Source organism: Streptomyces sp. bgisy100 (genome assembly GCF_057709105.1).
This window is the reverse complement of sequence record NZ_JBYITE010000036.1, coordinates 17253-38696: the sequence shown is the minus strand read 5'-3', so window position 1 is coordinate 38696 and position 21444 is coordinate 17253. Positions and strand designations below refer to the sequence as shown.

The 21444-nt window shown below is 73.2% G+C and carries 17 protein-coding genes; 9 read left to right on the top strand and 8 right to left on the bottom strand.

The genetic code is table 11. From position 1 onward, the window contains the following. Positions 1–98 precede the first annotated feature (98 nt). The 5 genes from AC3EQ1_RS22365 to AC3EQ1_RS22345 all read right to left on the bottom strand — a co-directional run bounded on the left by AC3EQ1_RS22365 (position 99) and on the right by AC3EQ1_RS22345 (position 5392). On the bottom strand, positions 99–1844 hold the full coding sequence (locus AC3EQ1_RS22365; RefSeq protein WP_432096124.1) for an FAD-dependent monooxygenase: 1746 nt from the start codon (positions 1842–1844) through the stop codon (positions 99–101). Between the two features lie 192 nt (positions 1845–2036). Continuing rightward, complete coding sequence (locus AC3EQ1_RS22360) at positions 2037–2921, bottom strand: amino acid ABC transporter permease (protein ID WP_432096123.1); 885 nt, start codon at positions 2919–2921, stop codon at positions 2037–2039. After that, complete coding sequence (locus tag AC3EQ1_RS22355) at positions 2918–3565, bottom strand: amino acid ABC transporter permease (protein WP_432096122.1); 648 nt, start codon at positions 3563–3565, stop codon at positions 2918–2920. The genes AC3EQ1_RS22360 and AC3EQ1_RS22355 overlap by 4 nt, the downstream gene beginning before the upstream one ends. A gap of 101 nt (positions 3566–3666) precedes the next feature. Beyond that, a complete protein-coding gene (locus tag AC3EQ1_RS22350) occupies positions 3667–4581 on the bottom strand; it encodes a glutamate ABC transporter substrate-binding protein (RefSeq protein WP_432096121.1) in 915 nt (304 codons plus the stop codon). A gap of 34 nt (positions 4582–4615) precedes the next feature. After that, entirely contained in the window at positions 4616–5392 is a 777-nt protein-coding gene (locus tag AC3EQ1_RS22345; protein ID WP_388856412.1) for an amino acid ABC transporter ATP-binding protein, read from the bottom strand. A 281-nt stretch (positions 5393–5673) separates the two neighbouring features. Here AC3EQ1_RS22345 and AC3EQ1_RS22340 point away from each other — a divergent pair, with 281 nt between their 5' ends. Together AC3EQ1_RS22340 and AC3EQ1_RS22335 are read left to right on the top strand one after the other, a co-directional pair. Beyond that, a complete protein-coding gene (locus tag AC3EQ1_RS22340) occupies positions 5674–6378 on the top strand; it encodes a response regulator transcription factor (protein ID WP_432096120.1) in 705 nt (234 codons plus the stop codon). A gap of 15 nt (positions 6379–6393) precedes the next feature. Further along, positions 6394–7803 (top strand): sensor histidine kinase, encoded by a 1410-nt coding sequence (locus AC3EQ1_RS22335; RefSeq protein WP_432096119.1) that lies wholly within the window; start codon positions 6394–6396, stop codon positions 7801–7803. Positions 7804–7995: 192 nt separating this feature from the next. Here AC3EQ1_RS22335 and AC3EQ1_RS22330 read toward each other — a convergent pair whose 3' ends face one another. Beyond that, positions 7996–11049, bottom strand: coding sequence for an alpha-mannosidase (locus AC3EQ1_RS22330; protein ID WP_432096118.1), 3054 nt, complete (start codon positions 11047–11049; stop codon positions 7996–7998). A 61-nt stretch (positions 11050–11110) separates the two neighbouring features. After that, positions 11111–12136 carry a TAXI family TRAP transporter solute-binding subunit gene (locus tag AC3EQ1_RS22325; RefSeq protein WP_432096117.1) on the bottom strand — a complete coding sequence of 342 codons (1026 nt, stop codon included), beginning with the start codon at positions 12134–12136 and terminating at the stop codon, positions 11111–11113. A gap of 125 nt (positions 12137–12261) precedes the next feature. Here AC3EQ1_RS22325 and miaB point away from each other — a divergent pair, with 125 nt between their 5' ends. Next, positions 12262–13743 (top strand): tRNA (N6-isopentenyl adenosine(37)-C2)-methylthiotransferase MiaB, encoded by a 1482-nt coding sequence (gene miaB / locus AC3EQ1_RS22320; RefSeq protein ID WP_432096116.1) that lies wholly within the window; start codon positions 12262–12264, stop codon positions 13741–13743. Between the two features lie 71 nt (positions 13744–13814). Beyond that, on the top strand, positions 13815–14522 hold the full coding sequence (locus AC3EQ1_RS22315) for a class III extradiol dioxygenase subunit B-like domain-containing protein (RefSeq protein WP_432096115.1): 708 nt from the start codon (positions 13815–13817) through the stop codon (positions 14520–14522). Positions 14523–14614: 92 nt separating this feature from the next. Here AC3EQ1_RS22315 and AC3EQ1_RS22310 read toward each other — a convergent pair whose 3' ends face one another. Beyond that, positions 14615–14830: a gliding motility protein gene (locus tag AC3EQ1_RS22310; protein WP_432096114.1), complete on the bottom strand. Its 216-nt coding sequence runs from the start codon at positions 14828–14830 to the stop codon at positions 14615–14617. Between the two features lie 182 nt (positions 14831–15012). On the opposite strand from AC3EQ1_RS22310, the gene miaA reads away from it, so the two are divergent. From miaA to AC3EQ1_RS22285, 5 genes are all read left to right on the top strand, one after another. Further along, positions 15013–15951 carry a tRNA (adenosine(37)-N6)-dimethylallyltransferase MiaA gene (miaA, locus tag AC3EQ1_RS22305; RefSeq protein ID WP_432096113.1) on the top strand — a complete coding sequence of 313 codons (939 nt, stop codon included), beginning with the start codon at positions 15013–15015 and terminating at the stop codon, positions 15949–15951. Positions 15952–16057: 106 nt separating this feature from the next. Then, positions 16058–16483, top strand: coding sequence for a hypothetical protein (locus AC3EQ1_RS22300; protein WP_351505159.1), 426 nt, complete (start codon positions 16058–16060; stop codon positions 16481–16483). 172 nt (positions 16484–16655) lie between these two features. Continuing rightward, entirely contained in the window at positions 16656–17546 is an 891-nt protein-coding gene (dapF, locus tag AC3EQ1_RS22295; protein WP_432096112.1) for a diaminopimelate epimerase, read from the top strand. Between the two features lie 142 nt (positions 17547–17688). Next, the gene (locus AC3EQ1_RS22290) at positions 17689–19830 is read left to right on the top strand and encodes a RelA/SpoT family protein (protein ID WP_432096111.1); all 2142 of its coding nucleotides are present in this window, start codon (positions 17689–17691) and stop codon (positions 19828–19830) included. Between the two features lie 80 nt (positions 19831–19910). Next, positions 19911–21395 carry a M1 family metallopeptidase gene (locus AC3EQ1_RS22285; protein WP_432096110.1) on the top strand — a complete coding sequence of 495 codons (1485 nt, stop codon included), beginning with the start codon at positions 19911–19913 and terminating at the stop codon, positions 21393–21395. The last annotated feature ends 49 nt before the right edge of the window (positions 21396–21444 follow it).

Here is a 21444-nt window from a genome sequence, read left to right as displayed (position 1 = left end):
GCGCCGACCGACGGGAATCAGTCGGCCGACAGGAATCAGCAGGTCGTCCTTCTGGGGTCGCCCGTACTCGGAGCGACCCCGTGTGCTCGTTCCGCCGGTCAGCGGCGGGCGGAAGCACTCCCGGCGCTCCGCGCCGGATCGTCCGCCCGTGCGCCGCTGTCCGCGCCCTGCGTGGTCGCCGCGCTGCCGCCTCGGGCGGCGTCGACGCAGGAGTACAGATCGGCGGGCCGTACCCCGGACATCGCCGCGACCAGGTGCCCGTCGGGCCGGACGGCCAGCACGGTGTGCGCCGCCGCTCCCGGGTACCCCTCGGTGACCAGCAGCTCCGCACGTACCGGCAGTGCGGACACCGCCGCTGCCAGCCGTGGCATCAGCCCCGCGCCGAGCCAGTGGCGGCGCTCCCACACTCCCGTGCCGGGAGCCACCAGGACGACGAGCAGATCGCCGCCCAGCCGGTCCCGCAGCCGTGCGGTGGACCCGTCCGGTGCCGTGACCGGCACATCGTCCACCGGGGCACCGGGCGCCGTGGCCACCTGGGGCACACCGCCGGACGACGACGCGGCGGGCGGTGTGAGGGGGGAGCGCGCGTACACCGGGAGCGCCCCCAGGGGCCCGCTGCCCACATGGCCGTCCGTGAGCAGCGCGTCGGCCCCGCCGCTCGTGCCCGGCAGCAGGGAGCGGCGCACGGCCGGCCACGAGCTGTTCGAGCGCAGCAACGGCAGTGCCTGGTCGGCCGCGCGCAGCCGTGCGCCGACCGCAGTCCGTCGTTCGGCCTGGTAGCTGTCGAGCAGCGTTTCGGAGGCCTGGTGGTGCCAGGCCAGGGCGAGCTTCCAGGCGAGGTTGTCCGCGTCCCGCAGCCCCTCGTCCAGTTCCTGGGTGCCGAAGGCGCCGAGCAGATGGGCGGCGTCCCCGGCCAGGAAGGCCCGGCCCACGCGCCACCGGCGGGCGAGACGGTGGTGCACGGTGTGCACGCCGGTGTCGAGGAGTTCGTACGGCGGGGTGTGGCCGCACCACACCGCCAGGGTGTCGCGGACCCGGGTGACGAGCGCCTCCGGGGTGACCAGCTCGCCGCGCGGCGGCACCAGCCAGTCCATGCGCCAGCGCCCGCCCGGCAACGGCCTGGCCAGCACCTCCCCGCCGCGCGGCGGGGACCGGTGCAGCACGGCCTCGTCCGGCCAGGGCAGTTCGGCCCGCAGCGCCGCGACGGCATGCCGCTCGACGGCCGTACGCCCGGGGAAGCGGACCTCCAGCAGCTTGCGCACGGTGGACCGGGGGCCGTCGCAGCCGACCAGGTAGCTGCCCCGCCACCAGATCCCCGCCGACCGCTCCGCCGTGGCGTCACCGGGGCTGCGGGTGTGCGCGGTGACCCCGTGCTCGTCCTGCTCCAGGATGCCGAGCCGACTGCCGGTCACGACCTCGGCGAGGCTCTCCTTGGCCAGCGCCGCCCGCAGCCGCCGGGTCAGCACATGCTGCGGGCAGTGCAGCGGCGACTCACCGGCCGCGTCGGCCCCCGGCTCGTCGCCGGTCCCGCCGCCCGGGCCGGAGCCGTGGCCGGTGTCGGAGCGGGACTCGTGCACGTCGGCGAACTCAGTTCGGTGCAGCAGCTTTCGCCGGCGCATCGTCCGCCAGCCGGTCCAGAGGGTGCCCTCGCCGGGGGCGGGGGCACAGCCCATCCGCTCCAGAAAGCCCGCGGTGTCCGGGCGGAGGGCCACGGTCCGGGCGGTACGCACCTCGTCCTGTCCGGCGCCCTCGTCGAGGACCACGACCGGCACCTGACGGCGGGTGAGAGCGAGCGCCAGGGAGAGCCCGACGGGCCCCGCACCAACGATGATCACCGGGTCCACGACGGGACCTCCTCGACCGTGCCGCACGGATGAAGGGTCGTCAGGGGGGCCCGGTGCGAGATCACAGCACATAAGTATGCAGCCCTCAGGGGCTTTCGCACCAAGCTACCGTGCGCTCTCGGACGGCGCGGGCGCCTTCCCGGTCCTGGGAAGGCGCCCGCGCTCATCCGGTCCCCGTAGGGGACACGGCGGTCATTTGACGATCGGAGCGTCCGGCAGATCGGGAACGTCGGGCGTCACCGCAGCCGCCTCGATCGAGGCGACCGGAATGCCGGTCTTGGCCCCCCGGCCGCGCTTCTCGATCCAGGTCGCGAGGGCGGAGAGGGCCAGACACAGCGCCACGTAGATGGAGCCGAAGACGAAGATCACCGGGACGTACGGGTAGTCACCGTCGACCAGCGTGTTGGAGGCGAGCAGCCGTGCCTTCTGGAGCAGTTCGGGGTAGAGGATGATGTAGCCGAGCGAGGTGTCCTTGAGGGTCACCACCAGCTGGCTGACGATGGTCGGCAGCATGGCTCGGACGCCCTGCGGGACCAGAACGGTCATCATCACCTGGGTCTTGCTCATCCCCAGCGCATACGCGGCCTCGCTCTGTCCCTTGGGGACCGAGTTGATCCCCGCGCGCAGCACCTCGGCCTGGACACAGCCGTTGTAGATCGTCAGGCCGAGAGCCAGGGCCCACATCGACTGGTTGGTGAGGAAGCCCACCCACAGTGCGTAGATGGTGATGAGCAGCGGGATGGAGCGGAAGAGCTCGATGAAGGTCGTGGCCGCCCACCGGATCGGCTTGTGCTCGGACAGCCGGGCGACGGCCAGCAGCACGCCGAGGACCAGGGAGAGCACGGCGGCGATCGCGAACGCCTTGAGCGTCGCGAGGAGCGAGTCGAGAATCCCCTGCCGGACACCGGCGTAGTTGAAGATGTCCCACATCTCCGGAGCGAGCTGACCCTTGTTGTACAGGCGCAGAACGCTGATGGCGATCAGGGCCAGGACAACCGTGGTGCCCACGACGGCGTAGATGCGGTTGCGCAGGATGGCCTTGGGGCCGGGCGCGTCGTAGAGAACGCTGGCGCTCATCGGGCGACCTCCATGCGGCGCTCCAGCACGCGGAAGATACCGCTGATGCTGAACGTGATGACCAGGTAGCTGCAGGCGACCCAGAAGAAGGTCGGGATGATGTCGATGCCCTTGTCGGTCAGGAGCTTCTGGACGCCGAACAGTTCCGTGACGCTGAACGCGCCGGCGATCGCGGAGTTCTTGGTGAGCGCGATGAAGATGCTGCTCAGCGGGGGCAGCACCGTGCGGGTGGCCTGCGGGAGAATGATGATGCGGAGGGTCTGGAAGAACGTCATCCCGATGCTCCGCGCGGCTTCGGCCTGACCCAGCGGCACCGTGTTGATGCCGGACCGGACCGCCTCGCACACGAAGGCCGAGGTGTAGAAGCCCAGGGCCAGGGTGGCGAGGAGGAAGGGGCTCATCCCGGGGAAGAGGATCTGCGGGACGATGAACGTCGAGACGAGGAAGAGCAGCGTCAGCGGCGTGTTCCGCAGCAGCGTGACCCAGAGCGTGCCGAAGAAGCGGAGCGGGGGCACCGGCGAGACCCGGAAGCCGGCTATGAGCAGGCCGAGCACGAGGGCAAGCACCGCGCTGGCCGCGGTGATCGACAGAGTTCCTATGAACCCGTCCCGGAACTGCGGTAGGTGGTCGAGCAGTACGTTCATGAGGTCTCCGCGTCGGCGGGCGCTGTCAGGCGGCGGGCAGGGGAAACCGTGCTCCGTACGTCCGTTGCGGGGACGTACGGAGCACGTCGGTCACACGTCGGTCAGTAGCGCTCGAGCGCCGGCGGGGCGGCGTACTCGGAGCCCGAGAGACCCAGGGTGCCGTCGTAGATCTTCTTGTAGGTGCCGTCCTTGATGTGCTTCTCGAGAGCCTTGGTGAAGGCCTCGCGCAGCACCTTGTCGTCCTTGTTCAGGCCGACGCCGTAGGGCTCGTCGGTGAAGGGCTTGCCGACGACCTTCAGCTTCTTCGGGTTCTGCGCCGCGAATCCCTTGAGGATGGCGTCATCGGTGGTGACCGCGTCGACCTGCTGGTCGACCAGCTGCTTGACGCAGTCCGAGTACTTGGCGAGCTCGGTGATCTTGGCGCCGTACTCGGGCTTCTTGATCTCCTGCAGCGGGGTGGAGCCGACGATCGAGCAGACCTTCTTGCCCTTCACGCTCTCCTTGCCCTTGATGGACGTGTCGTCCTTCCGGACCAGGAGGTCGGCGCCCGCCTTGTAGTACGGGCCCGCGAAGCCGACCTGCTTCTTGCGCTCGTCGTTGATCGTGTAGGTGCCGACGTAGAAGTCGACCTTGCCCTTGGAGATCGCGGTCTCGCGAACCCCGGAGTCCACGGTCTCCCACTCGATCTGGTCGGCGGAGAAGCCGAGGTCGGCCGCGAGCATCTTGGCAATCTCGACGTCGAAGCCCGAGCGCTCCTGGGTCGCCTGGTCCTCGAAGCCGAGGAACGGCTGGTCCGCCTTGGAGCCAATGACGATCTTGCCGCGCTTCTGGGCCTTCTTCAGCGTGGGCGAGTCCAGCTTGACGTCCTTGGCCACCGTGTACTTCGGGAGCTTGGCACTCTTGCCGGTACCGGCCGGCTTGTCACCGGCGGTGCCCTCCTTGCCGCCGCACGCGGTGGCGGAGGCGGTGAGTGCGAGTACGGCGATGGCCGCGGCCGCGGTCCTGCGGAGCTTCATGGTGAACATCCCTTACGTCGTGAGTCGTTGAGCGTCAGTGGTGCAGGATCTTCGACAGGAAGTCCTTGGCCCGGTCGCTGCGGGGGTTGTTGAAGAACTGGTCCGGCTGCGCCTCTTCGACGATGCGGCCGTCGGCCATGAAGACCACCCGGTTCGCGGCCGAGCGCGCGAAGCCCATCTCGTGGGTGACGACGACCATGGTCATGCCGTCCCGGGCGAGCTGCTGCATGACCTCCAGCACCTCGTTGATCATTTCCGGGTCGAGGGCCGAGGTGGGCTCGTCGAAGAGCATCACCTTCGGGTCCATCGCCAGCGCGCGGGCGATCGCGACGCGCTGCTGCTGGCCGCCCGAGAGCTGGGCGGGGTACTTGTCCGCCTGGGTGCCGACGCCCACGCGGTCGAGCAGGGCGCGGGCCTTCTCCTCGGCGGCCTTCTTGTCGGCCCGCCGCACCTTGACCTGGCCCAGCATCACGTTCTCCAGCACCGTCTTGTGCGCGAAGAGATTGAACGACTGGAAGACCATGCCGACATCGGCGCGCAGCCGGGCGAGCTCGCGGCCCTCCTGCGGAAGCGGCTTGCCGTCGATCGTGATGGCGCCCGAGTCGACCGTTTCCAGCCGGTTGATCGTGCGGCACAGCGTCGACTTGCCGGATCCGGACGGTCCGATGACGACGACGACCTCGCCGCGTGCGATGGTCAGGTCGATGTCCTGGAGCACATGCAGCGCGCCGAAGTGCTTGTTGACGTTGTCCAGGACGACCAGGGGATCCGCCGTCGGTGCGGCGTCCTTGGTCACCGATACTTCGGTCATCGGCTCTTGCTCCGTCCTCCTCGGTTGGGAGGACCATACGGAGCGGCCAGGATGACCGTCATCACATCTGAGCGAGAATTGAGCATAACGATACGGCTACGGGCTGCGACGCTCGGTGACCGGTTCCGGCCCTCCGGTGACGGGTTCCTTACCGGCTCCATAACGGATGGTGGCCGAGGGCCGGACGCCCCTTGACGTGCGGCGGCGTATGGGGCTGTATGCCCTGTGACCACACCGACGTATCGCCGCACACCGCATCGCACCAGGGCAGGAAGGGGCCGATGAGACTGCTCCTCGTCGAGGACGACAACCACGTCGCCGCGGCGCTGTCCGCGGTGCTCGCGCGGCACGGTTTCGACGTCACCCACGCCCGCAGCGGTGAGGAGGCCCTCCAGGCGCTGCTGCCCGACACCGGAGCGCCCTTCGGTGTCGTCCTGCTCGATCTCGGCCTGCCCGACCAGGACGGATTCGAGGTCTGCGGCCGGATCCGGAAGCGCACCGCCACCCCCGTGATCATGGTGACGGCGCGCTCGGACGTGCGCTCCCGGATCCACGGGCTGAACCTGGGCGCCGACGACTACGTGGTCAAGCCGTACGACACCGGCGAGTTGCTGGCCCGTATCCACGCCGTCAGCCGGCGCACGGTGCCCGGCGAGACCGGCCCCGAGGACCAGGAGACCGGCGCCGACGAGCCGCTGCGGCTGGGGCCCGTTCTCGTCGAACTCCCCACCCGGCAGGTGACGGTGAACGGCGTCCCGGTGCCGCTCACCCGCAAGGAGTTCGACCTGCTGGCGCTGCTCGCCCAGCGCCCCGGCGTGGTCTTCCGCCGGGAGCAGATCATCAGCGAGGTCTGGCGCACCAGCTGGGAGGGGACCGGCCGCACCCTGGAGGTGCACATCGCCTCGCTCCGCTCCAAGCTGCGGATGCCCGCCCTGATCGAGACCGTGCGCGGCGTCGGCTACCGCCTCGTCGCCCCGGCGGCCTGAGGATCCGCGGGACCGGTGCGCACCCGACTCCTGCCGCTGCTCATCGTCCTCATGGCGGGCGTGCTGCTCGCCCTGGGCTTCCCGCTCGCCGGGAGCCTGGCCGCCGCCCAGCAGCAGCGGGTGGTCGTGGACCGGATCGACGACTCGGCGCGCTTCGCGGCCCTCGCCCAGTTCGTGACCGCCCGTCCCGCCGCGAGCAGACCCGGTGACGAAGGGGGCAGGCTGGTCACCCTGCGTGCCGAACTCGCGCGTTATGAGGATCTCTACGGCATCCGTGCCGGGGTCTTCTACCGCGACCGGACGGCGATGGCTGTCGCCCCCGGCCACTGGTCCGTACCGGCCGGGGGTGAGCCCGAGCGAGCCTTCGAGGAAGCGCTGGCAGGCCGCCGCAGCCACAACCCGCCCCAGGTCTGGCCCTGGCAGCGGGAACGGCTGGCCGTCGCCTCACCGGTCATCCGGGACGGCGACGTGGTCGCGGTCGTCGTCACCGATTCCCCGACGGGCCAGCTGCGCTCCCGTATCCTCCACGGCTGGCTGCTCCTCGGCGCCGGGGAGTGCGCCGCCATGCTGCTCGCGCTGGGCGCCGCCGCCCGGCTCACCGGCTGGGTGCTGCGCCCCGTCCGCGTCCTCGACGCGGCCACCCACGACATCGCCACCGGCCGGATGAAGTCCCGGGTGGCGGCCGCCGGGGGCCCGCCGGAGCTGCGCCGGCTGGCCCGTTCGTTCAACGAGATGGCCGACAACGTCGAAGAAGTCCTGGAGCAGCAGCGGGCGTTCGTCGCCGACGCCTCGCACCAGCTGCGCAACCCGCTCTCCGCACTGTTGCTGCGGATCGAACTCCTCGCGCTGGAACTGCCCGAGGACAACGAGGAGATCGGCTCCGTCCGCACGGAGGGCAAGCGGCTCGCCCGGGTGCTCGACGATCTGCTGGACCTGGCCCTCGCCGAGCACGCCGCGGCCGACCTCCAGCTCACGGACGTCGCCGAGCTGGCCGAGGAGCGGGTCGGCGCCTGGCGTCCGGTCGCCGACCGTGAGGGGGTCGTCCTGGTCTACGAGGGGCCGTCCGGCGCCACCGGCTGGGCCGACCCGGTGGCCCTGTCCAGCGCGCTCGACGCCGTGGTGGACAACGCGCTGAAGTTCACCCCCGAGGGAGCCGCGGTCACGGTCGGCGCGGAACCGGACGGTGACACCGTCCGGATCACCGTGGCGGACGGCGGCCCCGGCCTGACCGAGGAGGAGCTGGACCGGATCGGCGACCGGTTCTGGCGCAGCGGCCGGCACCAGAACGTCTCCGGCTCGGGACTGGGGCTGTCCATCTGCCGAGCGCTGCTGGCGGCCGGACGGGCCTCGATGGCGTTCGCCCCGAACGAGCCGAACGGGCTGCGGGTGACGATTACGGTCCCGCGGACGGCCCCGCCCGGCTGACCCGCGCCGCCCGGACAACCGCCCTCCCGGCTGACCGCGCCGCCGGGCCGGCCCCGACCCCGCCGTCAGGCGAGCGCCGACGGGCACCGCCGAGGCATCGGCCTCAACCGTTGCGGCCGCCTTTACGGCCGCTGCCCCGCGGCACCCTCGCTCGGGCCGGGCCCCGCCACCTCAGTCACGGCCACCGAGCCGTCACCCCGCCCCCGGCGCCCCCGCCCGCTCCAGCCGCAGCGTCACGATCTGGAACGGCCGCAGGCTCAGGGCCACCTCGCCGTCCGCGGACACCGGGTACTCCGGCGCCCCGGCCAGGGGCCGTTCCAGCAGGTCCGTCCCGGTCGCCGAGGCCACCGGGAACCCGGCCCGGAGCGTGGCCGCCGCCCGCCCGCCGTGTGCCTCGTACAGCCGCACCACCACGGCGCCGCCGCGGTCCTCGGCGAGTTTGACCGCCTCGACCACCACCTGGTCGTTGTCCACCGTCACCAGCGGCTCCACCGGAGCCGGGCCGGGCGCGGTGCGCTCCGGCAGGTTGAACCAGTGCCCCTCGCGGACCGCGTCGCCCACCGAGGCCCCGGGCGCCAGCCCGAAGCGCAGCCGGTGCCGCCCCTGGTCGGTCTCCGGGTCCGGGTAGCGCGGCGCCCGCAGCAGCGACAGCCGGACGGTCGTGGTCTGGCCGCCGTCCGGGCGCACAGCGCGGGTGACGTCATGGCCGTACGTCGAGTCGTTCACCAGCGCCGCGCCCCAGCCCGGCTCCGCCACCCGGATCCACCGGTGCGCGCAGATCTCGAACTTCGCCGCGTCCCAGGAGGTGTTGGTGTGCGTGGCCCGGTGGACGTGCCCGAACTGGGTCTCCGCGGCCGACCGGTCCGCCTTCACATCCAGCGGGAACGCCGCCTTGAGCAGCGTCTCCGACTCGTGCCAGTCGACCTCGGTGTCGATCTCCAGCACCTTCGAGCCGGAGCGCAGGGAGAGCAGCTGCACCACCGAGGAGGCGCCGAAGGTCCGGGCGACGCGCAGCACGGCCCGGTCCGCGGCCTCCTCGGCGACCGTCGGCGCGGCCGGCCCGTCCAGGTCGGTCACGGTGTTCCGGTAGTAGGCGTCGACATCCCAGGCGTCCCACATGGTGGGGAAGTCCGGGTGGAGCTGGAGCAGGTTCGCCGCCAGCCCCGGGGCCACCGCTTCCCGCCCGGCCGCCAGGTCGTACGCCGAGACGACCAGCCCGCGGCCGTCCACCTCCACCCGCAGCAGGCCGTTGGCGAGGACGAAACCGCCGCCCGCCGCCTCCTCCCGCGGGGCCAGGGTCACCGGATCCCCGGAACGGCCCGGTTCCGGGGCCGCGCCGCCGGCCGGAATGCCCCGCCGGGCGTGCGGGGCGGCGTTGAAGACCACCGTTCCCTCCCCGCCGCCCGTCAGCGTCCGCTGCGCCGCAGCGACGAGCGCCTCCAGCTCCGTTCGCACCGCCGCGTACGTCGCCCGCGCCTCGCGGTGCACCCAGGCGATCGACGACCCGGGCAGGATGTCGTGGAACTGGTGCAGCAGCACCGTCTTCCAGATCCGCTCCAGATCCTCGTACGGGTAGCGGTATCCGGGCGCCCGGACCGCCGCCGTCGCCGCCCACAGCTCCGCCTCCCGCAGGAGCGACTCGCTGCGCCGGTTCCCCTGCTTGGTCCCGGCCTGCGAGGTGTACGTGCCGCGGTGCAGCTCCAGATACAGCTCACCCACCCAGACCGGGGCGTCCGGGTACTCCGCGTGCGCCGCCTCGAAGAACTCCGACGGCCGCTCGACGGCGACCCGCGGCGAACCCTCCAGGCCGCCCAGCCGCCGGGCACGGGCCAGCATCTCCCGGGTCGGCCCGCCGCCGCCGTCGCCCCACCCGAAGGGCACCAGGGAACGCGACGCCCGCCCCTTCTCCCGGTAGTTGCGGGCGGCGTGCGCCAGCTGCTCCCCGCCGAGGTCGGAGTTGTAGGTGTCCACCGGCGGGAAGTGGGTGAAGACCCGGGTGCCGTCGATGCCCTCCCACCAGAAGGTGTGATGGGGGAAGGCGTTGCTCCGGCTCCAGGAGATCTTCTGGGTCAGGAACCAGTCCGACCCCGACAGCTTCACCAGCTGCGGCATCGCGGCGGTGTAGCCGAACGAGTCCGGCAGCCACACCTCCTTGGTGTCGATCCCGAACTCGTCCAGGAAGAACTTCTTCCCGTACAGGAACTGCCGGGCCATCGCCTCGCCGCCGACCATGTTGGTGTCGGACTCCACCCACATCCCGCCGACCGGCACGAACTGCCCGGCCGCGACCTTCTCCCGGACCCGGGCGTACACCCCGGGCCGGTGCTCCTTGATCCAGGCGAGCTGCTGGGCCTGTGACATCGCGAACACGAACTCCGGGTGGCCCTCCATCAGATGCACCACGTTGGAGCAGGTCCGCGCCACCTTCCGCACCGTCTCCCGCAGCGGCCACAGCCACGCGGAGTCGATGTGCGCATGGCCGACCGCGCTGATCCGGTGCGCGGACGCGTGCGCGGGGGAGGCGAGCACCTCCGCCAGCGGCTCCCGCGCACCGGCCGCCGAGCCCGCGACATCGGCCAGGTCCACGGCGTCCAGGGCGCGTTCGGCCGCCCGCAGCAGTTCCCAGCGGCGTGCGTCCCCCTCCGGCAGCTCGAGCATCAGCCCGCCGAGGACCTCCAGGTCCTGCACCAGCTCCCAGACGTCCGTCTCGAACACGGCGAGGTCCATCCGGGCGATCCGGTACAGCGGCTCCTCGCCCGCGGTGAGCCGGTCCCCCTGCCGGGTCGGCGTCTGGCCCGCGAGGACCGGGTTGGCGGCCGCCTCGACGTACAGCAGCACCTCCTCACCGCCCCGGGCCGGGTCACCGACGCGCACCCAGTCGTTGTACGGATGGAGGCCCTTCACCGCCTCCCCGTCGGGCCGGTACACCAGCCCCTCGCACTGGAACCCGGGCATCCCCCGGTCGAAACCCAGGTCGAGAACGGCCTCCACGGTGCGCCCCGCCCACTCCTCGGGCACCCGGCCGCGCACCCGGAACCAGCTGGTCCCCCAGGCCGGCCCCCACCGGTCGCCCGCCCGCGCCGGGCCGTACGCTGCGGCCAGCCCCTCGGCGACCGGGACCGGCTCACCGGGCGCGTCCCAGCGCTCGACGGTGAGCGGCACGCGGCGGCCGTGCACCGCGGGCCGGATGCGTTCGGTCAGGACACGGTGCAGACGGGACTCGACGATGCTGCGGTCGTCATGCATGACGCGGCTCCGATGGCTCGGGACGGACGTCGGGCCCGGCCGGGTCCGGCCGAGCGGGGGATCAGGACTTGACCGAGCGGTAGTAGCGGCGGGCGCCCTCGTGCAGCTCCAGCGGATCCGTGAAGATCGCCGTCCGCAGGTCCACCAGCTGCGCCGCGTGCACCTCGCTGCCGATCCGGTCGCGGCTGTCGATCACCGTGCGGGTGATGCCCTCGGTCAGCCCCGGGTCCGTACGGTCCGTGGTCACCAGCAGGTTCGCCACCGCCACCGTCTTCACCGCCTTGCCGTGCTGCACCTGCGGATAAGCATCGGCCGGCATGACCGCGGCCCGGTAGTGGCGGGTCGCCGCGCCCTGCCGGGTCAGCTCGTCGCTGAGGTCCCCGAGCTGCACCAGACGGATGTCGAAGTCGTCGGCGAGGTCGGAGACCGCCGCCGTCGGCAGCCCGCCCGACCAGAAGAACGCGTCGATCTTCCCCTCGCGCAGCAGGCCGGGCATCCGGTCGATGCCCACCCGCACCGGATCGATGTCCTTCCGCGCGTCGAGCCCGGCTGCGCCGAGGAGCCGGTCCGCTATCAGGCTCACCCCGGAGCCCTTCTGGCCTATGGCGACCCGCTTGCCCCGCAGGTCGGCGGCGCTCCGCACGTCGGAACCGGCCGGCACCACCAGCTGCATGTAGTCGTCGTACAGCCGCGCGCAGGCGCGCAGCCGGTCCGCGTCCCGGCCGCCGCGCTCCCGGTAGGCGGCGACCGCGTCGGCCGTGGCGATGGTGAAGCTCGCCTTGCCGGAGACCAGCCGCTCGATGTTCTGGACGGACCCCTCGCTCGACCGCAGCCGCAGGTCGACGCCGGGCAGATCCCGGGCCGCGTGCTGCTTCAGCAGCGCGCCGTAGCGGGCGTACACCCCGGTGGGCACCCCGGTGGTGAAGTCGACCCTGCCCTGCGGGGACGAGGCCTGGCCCAGCGGCAGCAGCCACCACAGCAGCAGCGCCAGCACCACGCCGGCCGCCGCCGTGACCTGCAGGGCACGCCGCCGGCCGAAGCGCAGGGCGGAGCGCCGGTCGCGGATGCCTGGGAACGCGGGAGCCATGCGCGCGATCCTGCCAGCCCGGGCAGCCCGGGGCCAGGGGCGCCGGACGGGATCACGCGGCGCCCGGGGAGCGCACGGAAGGCGGGGGCGGAGCCCAGTGGTGACCACGTACCCTGGTGGGCGAGATGAGCGCGAAGACCTACGAGGTGCGCACCTACGGGTGCCAGATGAATGTCCACGACTCCGAACGGCTCTCCGGCCTGCTGGAGGACGCCGGCTACGTCCGGGCGCCCGAAGGCCACGCCGAGGGCGAGGCGGACATCGTCGTCTTCAACACCTGCGCGGTGCGGGAGAACGCCGACAACCGGCTCTACGGCAATCTCGGCCGGCTCGCCCCGATGAAGGCGAAGCGGCCCGGGATGCAGATCGCCGTCGGCGGCTGCCTCGCGCAGAAGGACCGCGACACCATCGTCAGGAAGGCCCCCTGGGTCGACGTGGTGTTCGGCACGCACAACATCGGCAGCCTCCCGGTGCTGCTGGAGCGGGCGCGCGTCCAGGAGGAGGCGCAGGTCGAGATCGCCGAGTCGCTGGAGGCGTTCCCCTCCACGCTGCCGACCCGCCGCGAGTCGGCTTACGCGGCCTGGGTCTCCATCTCCGTCGGCTGCAACAACACCTGCACCTTCTGCATCGTCCCCGCGCTCCGCGGCAAGGAGAAGGACCGCCGGCCGGGCGACATCCTCGCCGAGGTGGAGACGCTGGTCGCCGAGGGCGTCACCGAGATCACGCTGCTCGGGCAGAACGTCAACGCCTACGGCTCCGACATCGGGGACCGCGAGGCGTTCAGCAAGCTGCTGCGCGCCTGCGGTCAGGTGGAAGGGCTGGAGCGGGTCCGCTTCACCTCCCCGCACCCCCGCGACTTCACCGACGACGTGATCGCCGCCATGGCCGGGACGCCGAACGTGATGCCGCAGCTCCACATGCCGCTGCAGTCCGGCTCGGACACCGTCCTCAAGGCGATGCGCCGCTCCTACCGCCAGGACCGCTTCCTCGGCATCATCGAGAAGGTGCGCGCCGCGATGCCGGACGCCGCGATCTCGACCGACATCATCGTGGGCTTCCCCGGCGAGACCGAGGAGGACTTCGAGCAGACCATGCACGTGGTCCGGGAGGCGCGCTTCGCCCAGGCCTTCACCTTCCAGTACTCCAAGCGCCCCGGGACACCCGCGGCGGAGATGGACGGGCAGATCCCCAAGGAGGTCGTGCAGGCGCGCTACGAGCGTCTGGTCGCCCTCCAGGAGGAGATCAGCTGGTCGGAGAACAAGAAGCAGGTCGGCCGGACCCTCGAGGTCCTGGTCGCCGAGGGCGAGGGGCGCAAGGACGACGCCACCCGCCGGCTCTCCGGCCGTGCCCCCGACAACCGTTTGGTGCACTTCACCCGCCCCGACGAGCCGGTCCGGCCGGGCGACGTCGTCGAGGTGGAGATCACCTACGCCGCCCCGCACCACCTGCTCGCCGAGGGGCCGGCGAAGGGCGTCCGCCGCACCCGCGCCGGTGACGCCTGGGAGCGCCGCACCGCGGCCCCGCAGGAGTCCGCCGGCGTGATGCTGGGCCTGCCCACGGTGGGCGTCCCGGCGCCGCTGCCGGCCGTGACCGGCGGCTGCGGCTGACGGGAGCCGGCTCGCGCCGGGCGGGGCTCGGCCCCGCACCGCGCCCCGAGCGGCGCGCGTAGGGTTCGGACATGCTTGCCGCAGCCGCCGTGTGCCCCTGCCCGCCGCTCCTGGTGCCCGATGTCGCCGCCGGGGCGGCCGCCGAACTGGACAGCCTCCGGACGGCCTGTTCGGACGCCGTCGCCGTGCTCGCCGCCGCCCGCCCCGACCGCCTGCTGGTGATCGGCCCGGCCGGGCCCGGGGAGCAGGGCCCCCACCCCTCGGGCGCGGCCGGTTCGTTCCGGGGCTTCGGCGTGGACCGGGCGGTCCGCCTCGGGACGGGTGACGGTTCCGCACGGGAGCTGCCGCCGTCCCTCGCCGTCGCGGCCTGGCTGCTGGAACACACGGACTTCACGGCCGCACCGGTCGAGGGCCTGGGGATCGACACCGCTCTCCCCTCCGGACGCTGCGCCGCACTCGGCCGGGAGAGCGCCGCCGGTGCCGGGCGGCTCGCCCTGCTGGTGATGGGGGACGGCAGCGCCTGCCGGACCCTGAAGGCCCCCGGCTACCTCGACGACCGGGCCGCGGACTTCGACGCCGGGGCCGCCCGGGCGCTGGGCGCCGCCGACACGGAGGCGCTGCTGGCCCTCGACGAGCGGACGGCGCACGAGCTGAAGGCCGCGGGGCGGGCGCCCTGGCAGGTGCTGGCGGGGGCGGGGGAGGGCGCCGGGCTGGCCGGCGCGCTGCTGTACGACGACGCTCCCTACGGGGTGGGGTACTCCGTCGCGGTCTGGTCGTAGCCGGGCGGCCGGACGGGCCGGCCGGGCCGGACACGCGGACGGCCGCGAGGCACGGGGCTTCGCGGCCGTCCGTCGACAGGGTGCGGTGGCGCCTACTTGCGGGCGCCCTCACCGGCCTCGCTGTCGGCGGCTTCCTCCGCGGACTGCTGCTTCGGGATCTCCACCCCGTCCGTCGTCTTCGGCGCCTCCTCGGATGCCGCTTCGGCGTCAACCGCGGGCTCCGTGGATTCCGCCGTCAGAGGGGCGGCCGCCGCCTCGTCGGTTGACGCCGCGGACGAACGCCGCCGAAACCGTGAAAACACGCCCATATCTACTCCATAACCTCGCTGGGGTGAGTGATATCCCGCGCAGCCCGGAGCGTCCCCTTGCGTCGCCCCCCGGCACCGATGCGTAAACCGGCGGCGGAACCTCGCCCCACGCAACGACCCCGGGGGCGGGCCGTCACGTCGCTCGTTCGAGGAGGGCGGCCGGGGTTTGCGAGACTGTGCCGGTGACAAGTTCAGCGCCCGTGCCCCGGGTCATCGCCGTGGTGGGTCCCACCGCGGCCGGAAAGTCCGATCTCGGCGTGGCCCTGGCCCAGCACTTCGACGGCGAGGTGATCAACGCCGACTCCATGCAGCTGTACCGCGGCATGGACATCGGCACCGCCAAGCTGACGCCCGAGGAGCGCCGCGGCGTGCCGCACCGGCTGCTGGACATCTGGGACGTCACGGAGGCCGCCAGCGTCGCCGAGTACCAGCGGCTGGCCCGGGCGGAGATCGACCGGCTGCTGGCCGCCGGCCGCACCCCGGTGCTGGTCGGCGGTTCCGGGCTGTACGTCCGCGGGGCGATCGACGTCATGGAGTTCCCGGGCACCGATCCGGACGTACGCGCCCGCCTGGAGGCCGAGTTGGCCGCCGAGGGCCCCGGTGTGCTGCACGCCCGGCTGGCCGCGGCCGACCCGGCGGCGGCCCGGGCGATCCTGCCCGGCAACGGCCGGCGCATCGTCCGCGCCCTGGAGGTCATCGAGATCACCGGCCGTCCCTTCACCGCCAACCTCCCGGGCCATGAGTCCGTCTACGACACCGTCCAGATCGGGGTGGACGTCGACCGCCCGGAGCTGGACGCGCGCATCACCTCACGGGTCGACCGGATGTGGGACCAGGGACTCGTCGACGAGGTGCGCACCCTGGAGGCCGCCGGCCTCCGCGAGGGGCGCACGGCCTCCCGGGCCCTCGGCTATCAGCAGGTCCTCACCTTCCTGGCGGGCGAGTGCACCGTGGACGCGGCGCGCGCCGAGACCGTGCGCGCCACCAAGCGGTTCGCACGCCGTCAGGACTCGTGGTTCCGGCGCGATCCCCGGGTGCACTGGCTCAGCGGAGCGGCCGACCGGCTGCCGGAACTCCGGACCCGCGCGTTGACGTTGGTCGAACGAGCGGTCACAGCCTGATCACGTGATGGCATCGGGAGGCTCCGTACGCCTTCCGGGCATCCGAGTGCGTGTCATCATCGGACTTCGATCAGCCGTGAAGTCTGAGTTGGGAGGGCGCGTGGCAATGGAGGCCGGCCCTCGCGACAGACCGCAGCCGCAGGACCGACGGACCGAGGAGCTCACCCCGGACGGCCCCGAGCCGGCGACCGGCGGCGAGTCCTTCCGCGAGCTGCGCCCGCCGCGACGGCTCCGGATCTGGCAGATCGCGCCCATCGTGGGTCTCGCGGCCGCCGGCTCCCTGATGTTCGCCTTCCCGCTCGCCTTCGAATTCGGCGACAGCGGAGCGATGGTGGCCCTGCTCGGCCTGCTGATCAGCTGCTGCGCGGCGGGCTGGGGCATGATGGCCGCCCGCCGGGTCGGCCTCACCTGGCCCGGACTCGCGCCGCGCGGCTCGGGCAGGCGCCCCGACTGGCGCGTCATCGCGCTCTACGCCCTGCTGGTCGGCACGGCCGCGGCGCTCGCCATCTGGCGGGTCGCCCGCCTCCGCTGAGCCACGGCGTCACCCCGGCACGGCACGGACCTGCACAGGGGCTCCCGGACAGGGCGCCACCGGGCCCGCAGGCCGGTCCCGCGATCGGCGGCGGCACCGGTCCGTGGAGACGCCCGCCACCGGGCCCGCGGGCCGGACTCCCCGTTGCCGGACCGGCCCGTAGGATCGAAGGGTGAACACCGAGCAGATCCCCTTCCTCAAGGGCCATGGCACCGAGAACGACTTCGTGATCGTTCCCGACCCCGGCAACGCCCTCGACCTGCCCCCCGCGGTCGTGGCGCGGCTCTGCGACCGGCGGGCCGGCATCGGCGGGGACGGGCTGCTCCACGTGGTGCGGTCCGCGGCACACCCCGAGGCCGCGGCGATGGCCGCCGAGGCCGAGTGGTTCATGGACTACCGCAACGGCGACGGCAGCGTCGCCGAGATGTGCGGCAACGGCGTACGGGTCTTCGCCCGGTACCTCCGGCGCGCCGGCCTGGTGGAGGCCGGCGATCTCGCCGTCGCCACCCGGGCCGGTGTGCGGCAGGTGCACATCGCCAAGGCGCCGGCGGCCGGCGGGGACGGCGACATCACCGTCGGCATGGGGGCCGCGCGGCTCCCCGACGGGGAGGTCACGGTGACCGTGGGGGAGCGCAGCTGGCCCGCGCGCCACGTCAACATGGGCAACCCGCACGCCGTCGCCTTCGTCGACGACCTCGCCCACGCCGGGAACCTGTTCACCGCCCCGCCGGTGCACCCCGCGTCCGCGTACCCCGACGGCACCAACGTCGAGTTCGTCGTGGACCGTGCCCCGGGCCACGTCGCCATGCGGGTGCACGAGCGCGGCTCGGGCGAGACCCGTTCCTGCGGCACCGGAGCCTGCGCGGTCATGGTCGCGGCGGCCCGCCGCGACGGTGTCGACCCGGCCGTGACCGGAAGCCCCGCCACCTACACCGTGGACCTCCCCGGCGGCCGGCTGCTGATCTCCGAGCACCCGGACGGCCGGATCGAGATGACCGGACCGGCCGTGATCGTGGCCGAGGGCGTGATCGACCCGGAGTGGCTCGCAACCGCGTTCGTCTGACGCCTCCCTCGAATGGGTGATCCGGTTCACGCTGAGCGAGAGCCGGTCATCCGTGGGTGATGGGCTCGATAGCATCAAGCACCGGCCCGGGCGCCGGGCACCGGCCCCGCTCCCGCCGGTGCCGACGCCGCCGGAGGTGCCCATGAGCGAGGCCGTCAACCCTGGTCCGCCGGCCCGCAGGCGCGCCCGCATCGATCTGCGCAGACTCGGTCGCGCGGCGCTGCTGGGCCCCGGCCCGCGGGACCGCCTCCCGGACGCCATCGACCATGTGGCCAAGGTGCACCGGGCGCGCCACCCGGGCGCCGACCTCGACCAGCTCCGCCGGGCCTATCTGCTCGCCGAGTCCTCGCACCGGGGGCAGACCCGCAAGAGCGGCGAACCGTACATCACCCACCCCCTCGCGGTGACGCTCATCCTCGCCGAACTGGGCGCCGAGACGACGACGTTGACCGCCTCCCTCCTCCACGACACCGTCGAGGACACCGAGCTGACCCTCGACCGGGTCGGCGAGGAGTTCGGCGAGGAGGTCCGCTACCTCGTCGACGGGGTCACCAAACTCGAGAAGGTGGACTACGGCGCCGCGGCGGAGCCGGAGACCTTCCGCAAGATGCTCGTCGCCACCGGCAACGACGTCCGCGTCATGTCCATCAAGCTCGCCGACCGCCTCCACAACATGCGCACCCTCGGGGTGATGCGCCCCGAGAAGCAGGCCAGGATCGCCCGGGTCACCCGCGACGTGCTGATCCCGCTGGCCGAGCGGCTCGGTGTGCAGGCGCTCAAGACCGAGCTGGAGGACCTGGTCTTCGCGGTCCTGCACCCCGAGGAGTACGCCCGCACCCGCGACCTGCTGCTCGAGCACGCGAACCGCCCCGACCCGCTCACCCGGATCGCCGAGGAGCTCGGAGCCGTGCTGCGGGAGGCGGGCATCGCGGCCGACGTGCTGGTCCGGCCGCGGCACTTCGTCTCCGTGCACCGGGTCCGGCTCAAACGCGGCCGGCTCGGCGGCGCCGACTTCGGCCGCATCCTGGTGCTCGTCGCCGAGGACGCCGACTGCTACGGCGTCCTCGGTGAGCTCCACACCTGTTTCACCCCGGTCGTCTCCGAGTTCAAGGACTTCATCGCCGCCCCGAAGTTCAACCTCTACCAGTCGCTGCACACGGCCGTGGCCGGCCGGCCGGGCGGTGATGTCGCCGAAGTCCTCATCCGTACCCACCAGATGCACCGGGTGGCCGAGGCGGGCGTGATCGCGCTGGGCAATCCGTACGCCCCGACGACCGAAGTCCCCGAAGCGGCCGAGGCGGACGGGGAGCGCGCCGACCCCACCCGGCCCGGCTGGCTGTCCCGGCTGCTTGCCTGGCAGCAGTCCGCACCCGACCCGGACACGTTCTGGGCCTCGCTCCGCGACGACCTCGCGCAGGACGCGGAGATCACCGTCTTCCGTGCCGACGGCGGGGCGCTCGGCCTTCCGGCAGGCGCCAGTTGTGTGGACGCGGCGTACGCGTGGCACGGGGAGGCCGCGCACACCTGTATCGGAGCCCGGGTCAACGGCCGGCTGGCCACGCTCGCCACCGTGCTCGGCGACGGTGACACCCTGCAACTCCTCATGGCCCAGGACCCCTCCGCCGGGCCGGCCCCCGACTGGCTGGAGCACGCACGTACCCCCGCCGCGCGGATCGCGATCAGCCACTGGCTCACCGCCCACCCGGACGCGGCGCAGATGCCTCCCGACACCGCGCCCGCCGCGCAGCCGGAGAGCGCCCCGGCGGAAGCCGGGCCGCGGACGGCCGCCCCGGACCCCGAGGCAGCCGTCGCCGCCGTACCGGACCTGCCGGGCGCCGCGGTGCGGCTCGCGGGCTGCTGCACGCCGGTACCGCCCGATCCCGTCACCGGGTTCGCCGTACGGGGCGGGACGGTGACCGTGCACCGCGCCCAGTGCCCCGCCGTCGCCCGGATGACGGTGTCCGGACGGCCGCCCGTCCCGGTGCGCTGGTGCGGCGGCGACGGGGCCGGCCGCGGCGACTGCCGCGTCACCCTGCTCGCGGAGGCCTTCGGCCGGCCGCACCTGCTCGCCGACCTCACCGAGGCCATCGCCCAGGAAGGGGCGGCCATCGTCGCCGCCGCGGTGGAACCGCCCCACGAGCAGCGGGTCCGCCACACCTACACGCTCCAGCTCCCCGACGCGGCCGGCCTGTCCGGACTGATGCGCGCCATGCTCCGCGTGCCGGGCGTGTACGACGTGAGCCGGGCGCACGCTCCCACCGCAGGGCCCCGGGCCGCGCACTGAACCGGCCGCGTTCCAGCCGTTCGGGTGGGCGGGGCGCGCGGCTCCGCCGGGCTCCGCCGTCGCGCTGATAGCCGTAGGGCATGACCCGACCCGCGCCCCGCCGGACAGCCCTGGCCGCCGCCGCCCTGGCCGCGCTCGTCGCGGCCGCCGCGCCGGAACCGGCCGCTCAGGGCATCGGCGACCGGCTCTATCCCCACCTGGGGAACCCGGGCTACGACGTCCGGGCGTACGACATCGCCCTCCACTACTCGGGCGACAACACCGAACCCCTCCGGGCGGTCACCACCGTCGAGGCCCGTGCCACGGCGCCGCTGGACCGCTTCAACCTGGACTTCGCCCGGGGCGCCGTCAGCGCCGTCCGGGTCAACGGCGCACCCGCGACCTTCTCGAACGTGGGCGAGGACCTCGTCGTCACCCCGGCCGAGCCGGTGCCCGAGGGCGCTCCGCTGCGCGTCGGCATCGCGCACACCAGCGACCCGGGCACGGGCGCCGACGGCGGCTGGGTGCGGACCGACGACGGCCTGGTGATGGCCAATCAGGCCGATGCCGCGCACCGCGTCTTCCCCTGCAACGACCACCCCTCCGACAAGGCCCTGTTCACCTTCCGGGTCACCGCACCGCGGGACTTCACCGTCGTCGCCGGAGGGCTGCGGACGGCCCGTCGGCCGGGCCGGACCACGACCACCTGGGAGTACCGCGGCGCGCATCCGATGGCCACCGAACTGGCACAGGTCTCCATCGGGCGCTCCGCGGTGCTCCGGCGCCGGGGGCCGCACGGGCTGCCGGTACGGGACGTGGTGCCCGCGGCGGACCGCCGGCGGATGGAGCGGTGGGCGGCCCGGACCCCCGGGCAGGTCGCCTGGATGGAGCGGCAGGTCGGCCGGTACCCGTTCGAGACCTACGGGCTGCTGATCGCCGGCACCCGGACCGGCTTCGAGCTGGAGACCCAGACCCTCTCGCTCTTCGAGCGCCGGCTCTTCACCGACCCGCGCTTCACCGAGGCGTACGTCGAGTCGGTCATGGTGCACGAGCTGGCCCACCAGTGGTTCGGCGACAGCGTCAGCCCGGCCCGCTGGTCCGACGTCTGGCTCAGCGAGAGCCACGCCACCTGGTACGAGGCCCGCTGGGCCGAGGAGCGGGCGGGCGTCCCGCTCGTCGAGCGGATGCGCCGGGCGTACGCGCAGTCCGACGCCTGGCGGGCAACCGGCGGGCCGCCCGCCGCCCCGAAGCCGCCCGAACCGGGACAGAAGATCGGCATTTTCCGCCCCGTGGTGTACGACGGGAGCGCCCTGGTGCTGTACGCCCTGCGGCAGCGCATCGGTCCGGCCGCGTTCGACCGGCTGGAACGGACCTGGGCCGGCCGGTACCGCGACGGCCATGCCGCCACGGCCGACTTCGTCGCCCTCGCCTCCGAGGTCTCCGGCCGGGACCAGTCCGGCTTCCTGCGGCCCTGGCTGTACGGGGCCAGGACCCCGGCCATGCCCGGGCACCCGGACTGGCGGACCGGCCCGGCCGCCCCCGCGGCACAGCCGGGGGCCCGGCACCGGGCCGGAAAACCGGTGTGACGGCCGGGCGGGGGCGTGGGACCATCGTCCCGTCGGCGGCCCGGTCCGG

Excerpts from the sequence above, each read along its gene's own strand:
- AC3EQ1_RS22310 (WP_432096114.1), bottom strand. The coding sequence starts at position 14,830 with ATGGGCGTGTTTTCACGGTTTCGGCGGCGTTCGTCCGCGGCGTCAACC.
- AC3EQ1_RS22330 (WP_432096118.1), bottom strand. The coding sequence starts at position 11,049 with ATGCATGACGACCGCAGCATCGTCGAGTCCCGTCTGCACCGTGTCCTG.
- miaB (WP_432096116.1), top strand. The coding sequence starts at position 12,262 with ATGAGCGCGAAGACCTACGAGGTGCGCACCTACGGGTGCCAGATGAAT.
- AC3EQ1_RS22315 (WP_432096115.1), top strand. The coding sequence starts at position 13,815 with ATGCTTGCCGCAGCCGCCGTGTGCCCCTGCCCGCCGCTCCTGGTGCCC.
- AC3EQ1_RS22300 (WP_351505159.1), top strand. The coding sequence starts at position 16,058 with ATGGAGGCCGGCCCTCGCGACAGACCGCAGCCGCAGGACCGACGGACC.
- AC3EQ1_RS22360 (WP_432096123.1), bottom strand. The coding sequence starts at position 2,921 with ATGAGCGCCAGCGTTCTCTACGACGCGCCCGGCCCCAAGGCCATCCTG.
- AC3EQ1_RS22285 (WP_432096110.1), top strand. The coding sequence starts at position 19,911 with ATGACCCGACCCGCGCCCCGCCGGACAGCCCTGGCCGCCGCCGCCCTG.
- AC3EQ1_RS22325 (WP_432096117.1), bottom strand. The coding sequence starts at position 12,136 with ATGGCTCCCGCGTTCCCAGGCATCCGCGACCGGCGCTCCGCCCTGCGC.
- AC3EQ1_RS22345 (WP_388856412.1), bottom strand. The coding sequence starts at position 5,392 with ATGACCGAAGTATCGGTGACCAAGGACGCCGCACCGACGGCGGATCCC.
- AC3EQ1_RS22355 (WP_432096122.1), bottom strand. The coding sequence starts at position 3,565 with ATGAACGTACTGCTCGACCACCTACCGCAGTTCCGGGACGGGTTCATA.
- AC3EQ1_RS22290 (WP_432096111.1), top strand. The coding sequence starts at position 17,689 with ATGAGCGAGGCCGTCAACCCTGGTCCGCCGGCCCGCAGGCGCGCCCGC.
- AC3EQ1_RS22340 (WP_432096120.1), top strand. The coding sequence starts at position 5,674 with ATGAGACTGCTCCTCGTCGAGGACGACAACCACGTCGCCGCGGCGCTG.
- AC3EQ1_RS22350 (WP_432096121.1), bottom strand. The coding sequence starts at position 4,581 with ATGAAGCTCCGCAGGACCGCGGCCGCGGCCATCGCCGTACTCGCACTC.